At 38.3% G+C, this 14,748-nt stretch carries 17 protein-coding genes; 9 read left to right on the top strand and 8 right to left on the bottom strand.

From position 1 onward, the window contains the following. Positions 1–12: 12 nt before the first annotated feature. From menB to MKY80_RS17720, 4 genes are all read left to right on the top strand, one after another. Positions 13–831 (top strand): 1,4-dihydroxy-2-naphthoyl-CoA synthase, encoded by an 819-nt coding sequence (menB, locus tag MKY80_RS17735; protein WP_008180343.1) that lies wholly within the window; start codon positions 13–15, stop codon positions 829–831. A gap of 89 nt (positions 832–920) precedes the next feature. Beyond that, positions 921–1,046 carry a hypothetical protein gene (locus MKY80_RS17730; protein WP_258955057.1) on the top strand — a complete coding sequence of 42 codons (126 nt, stop codon included), beginning with the start codon at positions 921–923 and terminating at the stop codon, positions 1,044–1,046. 79 nt (positions 1,047–1,125) lie between these two features. Next, complete coding sequence (locus MKY80_RS17725; protein ID WP_090003233.1) at positions 1,126–2,550, top strand: o-succinylbenzoate--CoA ligase; 1,425 nt, start codon at positions 1,126–1,128, stop codon at positions 2,548–2,550. A gap of 142 nt (positions 2,551–2,692) precedes the next feature. Further along, positions 2,693–3,871 carry a transglutaminase domain-containing protein gene (locus MKY80_RS17720; RefSeq protein ID WP_043990723.1) on the top strand — a complete coding sequence of 393 codons (1,179 nt, stop codon included), beginning with the start codon at positions 2,693–2,695 and terminating at the stop codon, positions 3,869–3,871. Here MKY80_RS17720 and MKY80_RS17715 read toward each other — a convergent pair. From MKY80_RS17715 to ytzI, 4 genes are all read right to left on the bottom strand, one after another. Beyond that, positions 3,865–4,884 carry a zinc ABC transporter substrate-binding protein gene (locus MKY80_RS17715; protein WP_107922370.1) on the bottom strand — a complete coding sequence of 340 codons (1,020 nt, stop codon included), beginning with the start codon at positions 4,882–4,884 and terminating at the stop codon, positions 3,865–3,867. The two genes, MKY80_RS17720 and MKY80_RS17715, sit on opposite strands and share 7 nt — an antisense overlap. Positions 4,885–4,992: 108 nt before the next feature. Next, the gene (gene yidD, locus MKY80_RS17710; protein WP_008180348.1) at positions 4,993–5,226 is read right to left on the bottom strand and encodes a membrane protein insertion efficiency factor YidD; all 234 of its coding nucleotides are present in this window, start codon (positions 5,224–5,226) and stop codon (positions 4,993–4,995) included. Beyond that, the gene (locus MKY80_RS17705; RefSeq protein WP_008180350.1) at positions 5,223–5,384 is read right to left on the bottom strand and encodes a hypothetical protein; all 162 of its coding nucleotides are present in this window, start codon (positions 5,382–5,384) and stop codon (positions 5,223–5,225) included. Before MKY80_RS17705 ends, yidD begins: the two co-directional genes overlap by 4 nt. Positions 5,385–5,435: 51 nt before the next feature. Then, positions 5,436–5,585: a YtzI protein gene (gene ytzI, locus MKY80_RS17700; RefSeq protein ID WP_225316113.1), complete on the bottom strand. Its 150-nt coding sequence runs from the start codon at positions 5,583–5,585 to the stop codon at positions 5,436–5,438. 134 nt (positions 5,586–5,719) lie between these two features. Here ytzI and MKY80_RS17695 point away from each other — a divergent pair, with 134 nt between their 5' ends. Then, a complete protein-coding gene (locus MKY80_RS17695) occupies positions 5,720–6,037 on the top strand; it encodes a hypothetical protein (RefSeq protein ID WP_008180353.1) in 318 nt (105 codons plus the stop codon). A 66-nt stretch (positions 6,038–6,103) separates the two neighbouring features. Here the strand turns inward: MKY80_RS17695 and MKY80_RS17690 are convergent, their stop codons facing one another. The 4 genes from MKY80_RS17690 to MKY80_RS17675 all read right to left on the bottom strand — a co-directional run bounded on the left by MKY80_RS17690 (position 6,104) and on the right by MKY80_RS17675 (position 10,655). After that, the gene (locus MKY80_RS17690) at positions 6,104–6,775 is read right to left on the bottom strand and encodes an AroM family protein (protein ID WP_089985593.1); all 672 of its coding nucleotides are present in this window, start codon (positions 6,773–6,775) and stop codon (positions 6,104–6,106) included. After that, positions 6,748–7,923, bottom strand: a complete 1,176-nt coding sequence (locus tag MKY80_RS17685; RefSeq protein ID WP_089985595.1) for an amidohydrolase — start codon at positions 7,921–7,923, stop codon at positions 6,748–6,750. The genes MKY80_RS17690 and MKY80_RS17685 overlap by 28 nt, the downstream gene beginning before the upstream one ends. Next, positions 7,920–8,990 carry an amidohydrolase family protein gene (locus MKY80_RS17680; protein ID WP_008180358.1) on the bottom strand — a complete coding sequence of 357 codons (1,071 nt, stop codon included), beginning with the start codon at positions 8,988–8,990 and terminating at the stop codon, positions 7,920–7,922. Before MKY80_RS17680 ends, MKY80_RS17685 begins: the two co-directional genes overlap by 4 nt. A 63-nt stretch (positions 8,991–9,053) precedes the next feature. Next, positions 9,054–10,655, bottom strand: a complete 1,602-nt coding sequence (locus tag MKY80_RS17675) for an ABC transporter substrate-binding protein (RefSeq protein WP_089985597.1) — start codon at positions 10,653–10,655, stop codon at positions 9,054–9,056. Positions 10,656–10,871: 216 nt separating this feature from the next. Between MKY80_RS17675 and MKY80_RS17670 the strand changes: the two genes are divergently transcribed. Genes MKY80_RS17670 through MKY80_RS17655 form a run of 4 tightly spaced genes read left to right on the top strand, consistent with a single transcriptional unit; the run spans position 10,872 to position 14,734 of the window. Further along, on the top strand, positions 10,872–11,834 hold the full coding sequence (locus MKY80_RS17670) for an ABC transporter permease (RefSeq protein WP_008180362.1): 963 nt from the start codon (positions 10,872–10,874) through the stop codon (positions 11,832–11,834). A gap of 2 nt (positions 11,835–11,836) precedes the next feature. Beyond that, positions 11,837–12,703, top strand: a complete 867-nt coding sequence (locus tag MKY80_RS17665) for an ABC transporter permease (RefSeq protein WP_008180364.1) — start codon at positions 11,837–11,839, stop codon at positions 12,701–12,703. Between the two features lie 17 nt (positions 12,704–12,720). Then, positions 12,721–13,743, top strand: a complete 1,023-nt coding sequence (locus tag MKY80_RS17660; protein ID WP_043990724.1) for an ABC transporter ATP-binding protein — start codon at positions 12,721–12,723, stop codon at positions 13,741–13,743. Next, entirely contained in the window at positions 13,727–14,734 is a 1,008-nt protein-coding gene (locus MKY80_RS17655) for a dipeptide ABC transporter ATP-binding protein (RefSeq protein WP_008180368.1), read from the top strand. The genes MKY80_RS17660 and MKY80_RS17655 overlap by 17 nt, the downstream gene beginning before the upstream one ends. The last annotated feature ends 14 nt before the right edge of the window (positions 14,735–14,748 follow it).

Genomic DNA, 14,748 nt, shown 5'->3' with positions numbered 1-14,748 from the left:
GGAGGCAATTCAATGACACGTCAATGGACTTCATTACATACTTATGAAGATATTAAGTATGAGTTCTATAACGGAATCGCAAAAATTACGATTAATCGTCCAGAAGTGCGTAATGCATTCCGCCCAAAAACGGTTATGGAAATGATTGATGCATTTTCACGTGCACGCGATGATAAAAATATCGGTGTAATTATTTTAACAGGTGAAGGTGAACATGCCTTCTGCTCAGGCGGAGATCAAAAAGTTCGTGGTCATGGTGGCTACGTAGGAGACGATGAAATCCCACGTCTAAACGTTCTTGATTTACAACGTTTAATCCGTGTAATTCCAAAACCTGTAGTGGCAATGGTTGCAGGCTATGCAATTGGTGGAGGACACGTATTACATGTTGTTTGTGATTTAACAATTGCTGCGGACAACGCTCGCTTTGGACAAACAGGTCCAAAAGTAGGGTCATTTGATGCTGGTTACGGTTCAGGCTATCTTGCTCGTATTATTGGACATAAAAAGGCCCGTGAAATTTGGTACCTTTGCCGTCAATACGATGCACAACAAGCGCTTGATATGGGCCTAGTTAATACAGTGGTTCCTTATGACCAATTAGAAGATGAAACTGTTCAATGGTGTGAAGAAATGCTACAAATGTCACCAACTGCATTGCGCTTCTTAAAAGCAGCGATGAATGCAGATACAGACGGCTTAGCAGGTCTTCAACAAATGGCTGGTGACGCTACACTTCTTTACTACACAACAGATGAAGCAAAAGAAGGTCGCGACGCTTTCAAAGAAAAACGTCAACCAGACTTTGGCCAATTCCCAAGATTCCCTTGATTTATTAGCTAGGGTGCTTGTAAAGCTCGTATCTATTAGAGATACGAGCTTTTTTGTATGCCTGGGAAATTAGGAGTGGCGTAGAAGCAATGTGGCGGATAGCAGCAAAAACGGATAGAGCGAGGAAAGTGACGAATAAAAACACAAAAGTGACGGATAGAACAAGCAAAGTGACGGATAAAAACACAAAAATGATGGATAAAACAAAATTATAGCGTTTTAAAAGCAAATGCATCACGAATAGACAAGCGCTAGGGTAAAGCGTTAAGATGTAGGGTGATTGGAGTGACAAATATGTATCCGAATTGGATTATACAGCGTGCCTATTTAACACCGTTACGTAAGGCATTAACTTATAAAGAACAAAGTTGGACTTTTTTAGAGTTGAATGATTTATCTAGTAAGCGTGCTCGCCAATTAGTGGGACTGGGTATAAAGCGGGGTGATCGAATTGCCATCATGGGGCCAAGTAAACCAGAGCTTGTAATCACCATGTATGCTTGCTTGCATCTACAATGTGAGATGGTTATGCTAAATCGTAGATTGTCACAGGATGAACTTGGTTACCAGTTGGCGGATTCTGAGGCAGTTGCCGTATTGATTGCGGATGAAGATGTAAATAAGTTGCCTGCAAATACGGCTCATTATTTATTTTCAACGATTGAAGAGGGAGAAGAAGGTGCATTCGATATCGGAAAGGAATGGCCTTTGGATCAAACAACAACGATTATGTATACCTCTGGGACAACAGGCTTTCCAAAGGGGGTCCGTCAAACGGTAGGTAACCATCAGGCTAGTGCAACGGCCTCGGTTTTAAATATTGGCCTACAGGCTGATGATGTTTGGCTATGTGCTGTTCCATTATTCCATATTAGTGGATTTTCAATATTAGTGCGTTCACTGTTATATGGCAATCAAGTCTATTTATATGATCATTTTGATGTAGAAGCTATTACGCATCATATTATGAATGGTGAAGTAACGCATATGTCAGTTGTAGCTGTGACGTTGGAAAGAATTTTACATACGTTGGAGCAACATAAAGCTAAAGCTTCCTCCCGTTTTAAATTAATGCTTGCTGGTGGAGGACCAGTGCCAGCTGATTACTTATCGAGAGCACATACGTTAAACTTAGCTGTAGCTCAAACGTATGGTATGACGGAAACCTCCTCGCAAACAGCTACATTAGCAAGTGAGGATGCGATTCGGAAAATTGGCTCTGCCGGAAAGCCTTTATTTTTTAATCAAATCAAAATTGTAGAACCCAACGCGCAAGGCGAAGGAGAAATTTGTATTAGAGGACCCCATGTTACACCTGGCTATATCGGCCGTTTTGCACAAAAAAGCGCCACGCGAGATGGCTGGTTGCATACGGGAGATATTGGCTATCTAGATGAAGATGGTTATTTATTTGTCATAGATCGCAGAGCAGATTTGATAATTTCTGGTGGAGAAAATATATATCCTGCAGAAATAGAGAATGTGCTGCTCATGCATCCAGCTGTTAAGGAAGCGGGTGTATGTGGTGCCGATGATAAGCAATGGGGACAAGTACCGGTTGCTTTTGTTGTGTTGAATGAACAAGTATCAGTCGAACAATTACAAGCTTTCTGTCAACAGAGGCTGGCTAAATATAAGTTGCCAAAGGAAATTATTATAACAAACAGTCTCCCACGAAACGGAGCAGATAAGCTGCTTAGACGAAAATTACTACAATAAAATACATGTAAAAAAGAAGCCTTTTGTACACTAGGCTTCTTTTTATTTTGTAAATATTTGAACTTTTAGCATGAAATTAGTCATTCATTAACATAATAAAAAAGGAGAGGCATAAACTATTTAGTAAAGGAGAATGACTCATATGAGGAAATATATATATAATGCTGTCATTATATTATTTGTTCTACAAATGAGTCATGTGCAAGTTTTTGCAAACTATGAAAAAGATGATGTAGCAACTGCTGATTCAATTAAAACACTACAATCTCTCATTAATAAAGAAGTTACGCAGCTATCAACGGAATTCTCTATTTACTATACTGGTGACATATCTGATATTAAAGATGAACTAACAGACATTACGAAAGGTGCGATTCAAAACTCTTATATTTATACTAATATTTCTAGCTTTAAATGGAAGTATGATGGTTATAACAAAAATATAGCTATTGCTTTTACATTTACCTATCATCATTCACAAACAGAGGAAGCAATTGTCGAACAATCATTGACGGATATTATTGCACCTATGCAAGGATTAAGCGACATACAAAAATTACAGGCTGCACATGATTTTATTGTTCTAACTGCGGAATATTCAAAAGAAACAGAAGGAAGTCAATATTCCCCTTACACGCTACTGACAGAAAATAAGGGAGTCTGTCAGGCATATGCATTAGTGCTTTATCGAATGCTAGAAATGCTGGGCTTTGAGGTGCAATATGTACCTGGAAAAGTGGGCGAACAGCTCCATGCCTGGGTATTAGTGAAACTTGATCATAATTGGTATCATATCGATGTGACGTGGGATGATCCATTACCTGACCGGAAGGGGGAAGTACGTTATCAATACTTTCTAGTGTCGGATCGCCAATTATCACAGGATCATACATGGGATTATGCAAGCTTCCCGGCTGCAACAAGTGAGAAATATTCTGAAATGCAGGAAGTAACAAAAAGACAAAGTGTAACAACGCCTTTGCATGAAGGTTTTAATCCAAATAAGGGTATATCTATAATGGACGAAAATAGGCTAGCCAACAAACCATTCATAGAAAAGCCTACAAAACTTGTTTCACAAAACCAGAACGATTTAAACACTATAGACTCTTTTGATGTTAATGAATGGGCAACGATTTTAGTAGAAAGTATGGTGGCTTTCCTAGTGCCTCATTCAAAAGATATTCAAGTGTCCCAAACAACGAAGCGGTTCCTATCGATTGAGCGAACAGAAAAACGAATACCGCAAGAAAAATACGTCATAATAAAGGAGGTGTCCCATCCAATTTCGGGGCACCTCCTTCTTTCAATCAATTATTGACTGCTTAAAGCTTTATCTAATGTTTGAATGTTTTTCTTCATCAATGTGAAGTAAGTTTCCTTATTTTTTTCATCGTCGGCCGTTAATACACTTAAATTATGCAATACAAGTGATTCTGCACCAACTTCTTTTTGAATGACCTCTGCTAATTTAGAAGAGACATTTTGTTCAAATAAAATATAGTGAATATGCAATTCATTAGCTTTATCAACAATCGATGTTAGTTCTTTTTGTGATGGTTCATTTTGAGAATTTAAGCCAGCAATAGGTACTTGTGTTAGACCGTATTGACCTGCAATATAGCCGAATGCTGCATGAGATACAAAAAATGTTTTATTTTGTGCTTGATCAGCCATTGCTTTAAATTCACCATCTAAATCTTGTAATTCTTTTACCAATGCCTCGTAATTTTGATTAAAAGTAGATTCTTGAGCAGGCATTTTTTCCACCAACGTGTTTTTAATAGCAAGTGCTAAATCCTGACTAATTGTTGGAGACAGCCAAACATGAGGGTCTATATCGCCATGCTCATGATCATCGTGTCCATGTTCTTCTTCCGCATGATCGTGTTCTTCCTCAGTTGTAGCGTGATCATGGTGATCTTCTTCTGGATGAACATGACCTGTACTTGTAGCTAATTTTTCATCTGAAACTTCATCGGCAGTTGCCACCATTGTGACATCTTCATTCGCTAATGTTTTTTTAGCATTTTCAACAAAGCCCTCTAGTCCTAAGCCAATATAGAAAAAGATATCGGCATCTGCTAATTTCATCATATCTTTTTGAGTTGGTTCAAATGTGTGTTCATTGGCACCAGCCGGATAAATAGAAGAGACATCAACAAAATCACCGCCAATACGCTGTGCAAAATAGCTTAAAGGATAAACAGTAGTATAAATTGTTAATTTATCCGTCTCATTAGAAGATTTTGGGGAAGTAGATGATTGATCTCCGCAAGCAGCGGTAAACAGGGCAAAAACTGTGACTAGCAATAATACATAAACTTTTTTCATATAATATAATCCCTTTCTTAAATAGTAACCATTACGATTTATTTTTTAGAACAGTTATTATAATAACGCACAACTTCAAAAAGTACAAGAAAAAATGACCTCCGAAAATTAATTCTTTTTCGAAGGCCATTTTTCTGGCACTGGATCAAAGCCACCAGGATGAAAAGGATGGCATTTGGATATACGTGTAATAGTTAGAATAAAACCTTTTAGCGCCCCATGCTTTTGAAAAGCTTCGAGGCCATAAGAAGAACATGTGGGATGGAAACGACAAGTAGGTGGCGTCATTGGCGAGATGTATTTTCTATAAAACTTAATGAGCCAAATAAAGGGATATTTCATCGTTGTTCTTCCTCTTGTTGCGATGGAAATTGTTCTGGCTTTGCGTCAATTGTTTGCGTAAAGATATTATTTTTTTTCTTGATAATGAAAATGACAGAAAGACCGAACATTAACATCATCATAGCAATCATAATAATAATTGGTAATGGTACACCCATTGCTTTCACTCCAAATTCAATTAATAAAATTTATAAGTAATGAATGACTTGCTAGTTCTCCTCTTGATGATAGCTTTGTTTAGGTTTTTCATCAACGGTATGTTTAAAAGCATAGGCACGGTTGACACTGATAACTGTCGCAATAGTGATAATAATAACGATGATGATTGCGACGATTAAGAGCGTAGTTAAACTCATCATACTCACTCCGTTCTTTGTTCATCATACTTATTATAAGTGATATGGACATTTTAATTGTGAAGGAAGTTTGACATTCCAAAGAATAAAACAACATCATTCTCTCCATACTATGGGAAAAGGAGTGAATCGTAATGATGGATCGTCAACGTGTATATTTTTCACTTGCCAATAGAACCTATTATACGAATCCATATGCAGGGCCTTGGAATTTTGAACTGAATGTGGATCGACAAGCATTAGATGTTTTTGAGAAAATTTTTCAGCAAATGCAGTTGTTAGAAATTTCCAATGCATGGCGTGCACAGTTACCGTATATCCAATATCACTTAGATAGAGAAAATGATGAAATTGATTTAAGATTGATGAAAATTTATGCATTAGTTCATGAGTATGGAGATGAGGAAACGAAGTCATTTGTGGAGCAGCTACCTTATTTTAATAAGCGAGTCTAATGGGGTTTGATTTTCACTTTGAGTGTCGCCACTCTCAGTGAAAATCAATCACCTCAGTAGAGGATATTAACATATTGCCTTTAATATAGTAAAAACAGCTTCACGTGGAACGATGATAGGTATATTCAGTTGATGTTTAATCATATTTTTCATCGGTGTGGAATAGCCCATACAATCAAGAATGAGCAAATCAGCACCATCGTATTCTAATTGCTGTGCCTTTGCTAATAAATCGTGTGCATTAAAGTGATAAGGTGAACTTGCAGAGAAATTCACTTCAAAATGAGCTTTTTGCCATTTTTCTGCAACCGTTATTTGTTGATCAGGCTCAGGGCCTATTAAACCTATGGCTAATTCCGTATGAAGGCCTTTCACTAAATTAGTCATCATACGATCCGGGAGTAATAGATTTTTAATGGATAGTTTATTGGCAAAATCGCCTGTACACATTAGTAAAATCCAAGTAAAGCCATGGAGATCATGAAGGCATTGCTGAATATAAGGCATGAGCTTTGCTTTACTTAACCTTACCTGCTGACCATTTGTCAGGAGAGTCACTAAAACATCAGTGTCTTCCTGTGAGGGAGATAGCGCTGAAATTTCAGATGGAGATAGGGAATCAAGGACACCAAATTCATGAACATGGAGGCCATCTTGTTTTAAATGCTGAATATCCTCCGCCATATCTTTACGAGGAGCTTGACCAATAGTTACAATGGCAATTTTTGAGTGTTCCATTGTGCTTCCTCCGCTTCAAAATATTTTTCTCCGTTTACATAGGTTTGTAGTACTTTCGCTTCCGTTTCAAAAATAGGGTGAGACCACACAACAAAATCAGCATCTTTACCTTCCTCAAGACTACCAATTCGATGATCAAGCTGTACAAGCTTAGCGGCATGTATCGTAATGCTTTTTAAGGCTGTTTGTTCATCTAACCCATAACGAATTGCTTCAGAGGCGCAATACTTTAAGTACTGAATGGGTACAAAGGGATGATCCGTCATGATAGCAAAAGGAATACTATGCTCTTTAAATATCGCAGCAATAGCTGGTGTAGAATGCCGGGTTTCATATTTAGATGGGGTTAACATATAGGGACCAAGCGTTGCATGGAATCCACTATTTTTTACTGCATCAACAATGAGATAGCCTTCTGTACAATGCTCTAAATGGAGCTTCACATTAAATTCTTTGGCAATTCGTATAGCGGTCATAATATCATCTGCTCTATGGCAATGAAGACGAAGGGGCATTTCACCACGGAGTACCTCAATAAATGGTCGTAATTCCGAATTTCGGAATACCTCTTCAGCTTGCTCCTGTTCATTCAGCAGGCTAGCCCGTTGGAAGCCATCCCGTAGCAGTTGAGCAATCGCCATACGGGTCATTGGCTTTCGTTTATATTGATTACCAAAGACGTTCTTTGGATTTTCCCCTAATGCTCCTTTTAATCCACTTCGTTCTACTAGGACGCGAGAAGCGAGAGTGGGACCTGCTGTTTTCAGGATACTCCAAATACCACCAATAACATTGGCACTACCCGGACCAGTTTGTACAGTTGTCACGCCACCTTCGAGGGCATGCTGAAAGGAGAAATGGCGAATATCAACACTGTCTAAAGCATGCATAAGCGGCGTAAATGGTTCGCTATATTCATTAGCATCATTAATATCTTCAGTTACTTCTGCCCATGTTCCTACATGTGCATGGATATCAATTAATCCTGGTGTGACATATGCTCCCTGTAGATCGATTAAGTGCGCATAAGGGGGTATTTCTTTTGCTGGCCCTACATAAACAATGCGTCCATCTTCAACCCATAGCTGTTCAAAAAAATCATTTTGTTCATTGACTGTGAGAAACGTTGCATGATGATAAATTATCATTTTGACATACCTTCTTCCGTTGCATAAACTTTTTCCCCTTTAATAAAAGTAGCGATAACCTGTGCATCTAAATTTAATGGGTGCTTATCCCAAATCACAAAATCAGCATAAAGGCCATCACGAATAGCACCTGTTTTATGGGCAATGCCTAGGAAATTAGCAGCACCTGTTGTCAAAGTATAGAGAACATCGGAGCGTGACATACCTTCTCTAACAGCTAAACAACCTTCTAATGTCAGATGGGATGTGCTACTAACAGGGTGATCTGTACAAAAAACAAATGGAATTGTTTGAGTGAATAGCTGATGATACAGCTTTGGTGACAGCTCCATCATCTCATTATGCTCAATATAACGGAATGTCGGCCCAGCAATAACCGTATGGAAAGCTGTTTCTTCAACAAGAGGAATTTCCGTGCCATGAATAATATGAAAGTCAAAAGCATTATTAAATTCTTGTTGTAGTCGATGAATTAATTCAATATCGACAGCTTTATGGGCCCGTACAACAATCTTATGAATGGAAGGTTCCTGTTGTTGAATTTGTTGGAGTGTGTCCCTTAAGATTTTAGCGATGCCCATACGAGTCAATGGCTTTTTCTTTTCAGCAAAAAATGTACTTTTTGCCTGGTGTCCAATAGAAAAGGAATATGCAACATCTTTTGCAATCATCATTTCATCTACAGTTGTATGTGTATGATGAATGATAGCCGTTTTGGCACCAATTAAGCTTTTGGGAGAAGGAACAATATGCGATGCTGTAACCCCATGTGAGACAGACTTTTGAAAGGCACCATCAAAGGGGTAAATACCATCAATAACTGAATATTGTAAGTGCGATTCAAATTCATAGCTATCATCACCTTCCCAACGAATGCCAATTTCAGCTAAACCAATTTGTGAACAACTATCGATAAGGCCAGGAGTAATATAATAGCCATCTAAATTTATTTCATTCTCGGCAGTATGTGTAGCTTGTTCGAAATATTCTCCTTGCACTTGGAATGACTGTTTATCAAAGCTACGAGTGTCAGAGTTAAAGACAAGCCCATTTATATATCGAGTCATCGGATCAGATCTCTCCTTATGAAGAGAAAAGCGGAGACAAGAATCTCCACTTTTCTAGTTGAGTTATTTTGATAGGGATACGTTCGTACCATTTGGATGAACAATTTGAACAGAGTTATCAGCTGAAACTTCAAAGCCCTGTACATGTTTATTTACGCCTGCAACAGTTTGCGTTGCTTCTAATTCGATACGTGGAACATCCGCTAGTATAAGTTTTAATGCCTCTTGGTATAGTTTTGCTCGTTCTTCTTGTACGACTGTTTCGGATACAGCACGCTCCAATAATTTATCAACTTCTGGATTGCTGTAGCCTTTACCATTACCTAACGCTCCGATTTGATTTGTGTGGAATAATTGATAGAGGAAGAAATATGGATCTGGATACCAAGTCCAACCACCAATATTCATTGGAGCATTGCCCTTTGCTACTGTATCACTGTAAGTACCCCATTCAAGGACTTTAATTTCAACATCTATATTTAAATTTTTCTTCAATTGACTTTGGAAAATCGTTGCGTAAGGAACACGTGCCTCTGATACGTAAATCTCTGTTTTGAAGCCGTCAGCATAGCCGGCATCCGCTAATAATTTTTTAGCTTCTTCAGGATTATATTTCGGTACCATATCGACTAAGGATTTATCATAACCCCAAGAACCTGGAGGTAAAGGTAAATAGGAAACATCACCGCCACCCCATTGATTAACACCAGAAATGATTTCCTCAACATTTGTTGCCATATAAATGGCTTCACGTACACGCTTATCAGCAGTTGGGCCTACTTTATTGTTGAGATCCAGGTAAACAATGGATAAGCCCGGATTTGTTAACAGCTCAAGATTACTATCTTGATTGATAATTTCTCGATTTTGGCCTTTTACGTCCATCGCGATATCAATATCACCTGAACGTAATGCATTGGTCATCATATTTTGGTCGGAGATAAATTTCATTGCTAAATGGTCGAGATTTGGCTTGTCTCCCCAATAATTTTCATGGCGTGCCAGTTTTACTTCTTGGTCTTTTTTCCATTCTGTTAACTGGAATGGACCGGTGCCAATGAAATGCTCAGAAAATTTATCGCCCCATCCTTCAATCTCTTCTTTTGGAATAATGATATTCCCAGCATCAGTTAGCATAGCAAGTAGGGCAGCATTAGGAGTAGCTAAGTGAATCTCTACTTCATAATCAGATAGTACCTTAACCTCTGTCACGCCACTAAGACGATTCATAGCCGATTCTTTAGCAGAACGTTCTAATGAATATTTCACATCTTCAGCTGTCATCTCACGACCATCTTGGTATTGTCCCTTTTGGAATTTTACACCCTCACGTAATTGGAACGTATAAACTAACATATCATCTGATACTTTCCATTCCGTTGCTAATGAGGGAATGATATCCGACAGATCTTTGTTATAAACAACTAAAGTATCACCCATTTGACGCATTACCTGTGATTCATAAACCCCTGTATATTTGATCGGGTCAAACGTTTTGGCATTCGCTGAAAGACCAACATTTAATGATCCTCCAGAAGTAACTTCTCCATCTTGTTCATCTGATGAGTTATTTTTTTCTGTATTCCCACCACAAGCAGCTAAAACAGCAATCATTAAAGTTAAAAAGAAAAGTAGGAAAGATTTTTTTACGTTTATTTTCTTCATTCGTGCTAGCCTCCTTTATTATGTTTCACAATATGAACCGTTGATTCAAAAATGGTAGGTTCGAAATAAAAGTAGCACATTTGTAAACAAGAAGTAAATATAAAATTAAAAAAATTCAGAAAAAATATATTTACAAATAATTATCGCTAGGTGTAGTATTTAGTTATTCACAATATGAACCAATGATTCTAATAATGAAAAGGAGGTCTTAATAAGATGGGCTCATTTATTTTAAGAAGGTTAGTAAACCTTATTCCAACACTGTTAGTAGTTGGTATCATCGTATTTATTATCACGCGAATGATTCCCGGTGATCCGGCTTCTGTCATGCTTGGTCCCCAGGCTAGTGTGGAAGATGTAGAGAATTTAAGAGAAGAGCTGGGATTAAATAAGTCAATGCCTTCACAATTTATTTCATATGTAGGTGACTTAGCGCAGTTAAATTTGGGTTATTCCTATTCTTATAGTGAGTCTGTGTTGGGGCTTATTATCGAAAGATTCCCAAATACAGTTGTACTTGCACTAGCAGCCTTATTAATAGCTGTCGTAATTGGAATCCCCGCAGGTATATTGGCAGCTAGAAAACAAAATACGATCATTGATTATGTGGTCATGCTTGTGTCACTAGTAGGAGTATCCATGCCAATTTTTTGGTTGGGAATCATGCTTGTCTTATTCTTTAGTGTCAATCTTGGCTGGTTCCCTGCGACTGGAATGGGGAATATGAGTGAAGGTTTTTGGTCATATTTAAAGCATTTAATTTTGCCAGCCTTTGCTTTAGCAACAATTCCAATGGCGACATTCGCACGTATTACACGTTCGAGTATGTTAGAGGTCATTTCACAAGATTATATTAAAACAGCACGTTCTAAGGGCATAAAAGAATATTTGGTTATTGGGAAGCATGCGTTTAAAAATGCTTTAACGCCAATCTTAACGGTACTAGGTATGCAAATTTCTAATTTACTAGGTGGTGCCGTTTTAACAGAAACGATTTTTAGCTGGCCTGGGATGGGTCGACTGATTGTAGATGCGATAGATAAACGTGACTTTGTCGTTGTACAAGGTACAGTTATTTTCATTGCCTTTATCTTTGTCCTTATTAACTTAATCGTTGATGTGTTGTATAAGGTTGTGAATCCAAAGGTCAATCTAGAATCGAATGGAGGGAAGAAATAACAATGACTCAAGCAGTTGTCAATGAAACTAGAAAAAGAAATACATTGTTACGAAAGTTGCTTAAAAATAAATTAGCAACAATTGGGTTAGTGATTGTATCCTTGATGGCCATTGTTGCTATCTTCGCTCCATTAATTGCAACCCACCCACCAAATGAAATGACTGTTGGTAAATCATTTTTACCCATGAATACCGATGGACATTTGCTTGGAACCGATAACTATGGTCGAGATTTGTTTAGTCGTTTAGTTTATGGAACCCGAATATCTATGATTGTTGGAATTGCAGCAGTGTTATTTGGTGCTGTGTTTGGGACATTACTCGGTCTTGTTGCGGGATATTTTGGAGGCCGTAGTGATTCCATTATCATGCGCACGATGGATGGCCTTTTCGCCTTTCCATTTATTTTATTAGCTATTACGTTAATGACGGTATTAGGACAAGGGCTTGTAAACGTTATAGTCGCCATTGGTATAGCCAATATACCAGGGTTTGCTAGGCTTGTTCGTGGTCAGGTTTTAAGTGTTAAAGAAGAAGAGTTTATTGAGGTGACGCATTCTTTAGGGGCTACACATTCACGTATCATTTTTAGTCATATACTACCCAACTGTTTAGCTCCATTGATTGTCTATGGAACGATGAGTACAGCAGGCGCTATTATTTCGGAGGCTGCACTTAGCTTTTTAGGGTTAGGGGTACAGCCTCCAACAGCCTCATGGGGTAGCATTTTAAAGGATGGTAAAGACTTTTTAGTATTAAATCCTCAAATGGCGACATTTTCAGGTATCTGTATTTTATTAACAGTCCTTGGTATAAACCTGTTAGGAGATGGATTACGTGATGCATTAGATCCGAAAATGAAAGTTTAATGAAAGGGGATGGCGTCATGACTGAACGTTTACTAGATGTAGAAAACTTGACAGTAGAATTTAAGAGTGGTGGCTCTACAATGAAAGCTGTTAATGGAGTTAATTTACAATTAAATAAGAAGGAAACACTAGGAATTGTTGGTGAGTCTGGATCGGGAAAAAGTGTTACTGCCACTGCTCTCATGCGTTTAATTCCATCTCCGCCAGGAAAAATAACGAACGGAGTAATTCGTTTTAATGGGCGTGATTTAATAGGGATTTCAGAAAAGGAAATGCGGAATGTCAGAGGTAATGAAATGTCGATGATTTTTCAAGACCCTATTACGAGTCTAAATCCCGTTTTAACAGTGGGCAATCAAATTTTTGAAGTGATCCAAGCTCATGAGCATATATCCAAGAAGGATGCAGCAATAAAAGCTGTGGATATGCTGAAAATGGTAGGGATTCCGGAGCCAGAAAAGCGTTTGAAAATGTATCCTCATGAATTTTCAGGTGGAATGCGTCAACGTGTCATGATTGCTATTGCGCTTGCTTGTAATCCAAAGCTACTTATTGCTGATGAGCCCACTACAGCATTGGATGTAACTGTACAGGCTCAAATTCTTGATTTGATGAAAAAATTACAGCAAGAACATGATACGGCCATTATTATGATTACGCATGATTTAGGTGTAGTTTGGGAGCTTTGTGACAAAGTGAATGTCATGTATGCAGGCCGTACAGTGGAGTCGACTACAACAAGGCAGCTCTATGAAAAACCATTACACCCTTATACTTGGGGATTATTAGAGTCGCAGATTACGATGGGGACACAAGGACAGCAAAGGTTGCCAGCCATCCCAGGAAGTCCACCCGATCTAACCATGCCACAAAGCGGTTGTCATTTTGCAGCTCGCTGCCCGTTAGCAACGGATCTATGCCGTAGTACAATACCCGATTTAGTGGAAGTCCAGGACAATCATTTTGTAGCCTGCCATTTGCAATCAAAAGATCAAATTGTCGCTAGAAAGGTGGGGGTTTTTCATGCAACAGCCCAATGAATTGATCTTAAAGGTAAATAATTTAAAAAAGCATTTTCCTATTAAGAGCTCAATTCCTTTTAAAAAGTCCACACAATTTGTGAAAGCAGTAGATGGAGTAAGCTTTGAATTATTTAAAGGAGAAACACTTGGGATTGTGGGTGAATCGGGCTGTGGGAAATCGACGGTTGCTCGTTTAATCAACCAGTTAATAGCACCAACCGAGGGTATCGTTGAGTTTAAGGGAACCAATTTAGCAAGCTTAAATACGAAGGATATTCGCTCTGCACGAAAATCGATACAAATGGTTTTCCAAAATCCCTATGCATCCCTAGATCCTCGTAAAACGATTGAATATTTAATTGCTGAACCATTAGTGATACATGGGATAGGTGATGAATCATCACGTAAAAAGCGTGTCATGGAGCTACTAGAAACAGTAGGGTTGAGTGCTTATCATGCAAAGCGCTACCCCCATGAGTTTTCAGGAGGACAAAGGCAGCGCATTAATATTGCACGGGCGCTTGCACTTCAACCAGATATAGTTGTTTGTGACGAACCTGTATCCGCCTTAGATGTATCTGTACAGGCACAAGTAATCAATCTATTAAAAGATTTACAGAAAGATTTTGGTTTAACCTATATTTTTATTTCACATGATCTCAATGTAGTGAATTATATGTGTGATCGCATTGCAGTGATGTATTTAGGCAAAATTGTTGAAATGGGCACATATAAAGAAATTTATGATCACCCTCAACACCCCTATACACAGGCTTTGTTATCAGCTATCCCTAAGGAAAATCCTTTTGATACAAAGGAACGAATTATTTTAACAGGGGATGTTCCAAGTCCCGTGAATCCTCCGAGTGGCTGTGCCTTCCATAAACGTTGTCGTTTTGCCACAGACAAATGTGCAGAAGAGCAACCAACACTCGATACGGTGACAGCAACCCATCAAGTATCATGTCATTTATGGGAAGCTATTCAGCAAGAAGCATCTACAATATAAGCTTATAAATCATA

This window comes from Lysinibacillus sp. FSL R5-0849 (assembly GCF_038595075.1).
Lineage (GTDB): Bacteria > Bacillota > Bacilli > Bacillales_A > Planococcaceae > Lysinibacillus > Lysinibacillus fusiformis.
Note: the sequence above shows the minus strand (reverse complement) of the source record. Positions and strands in the feature narration are given on the sequence as shown.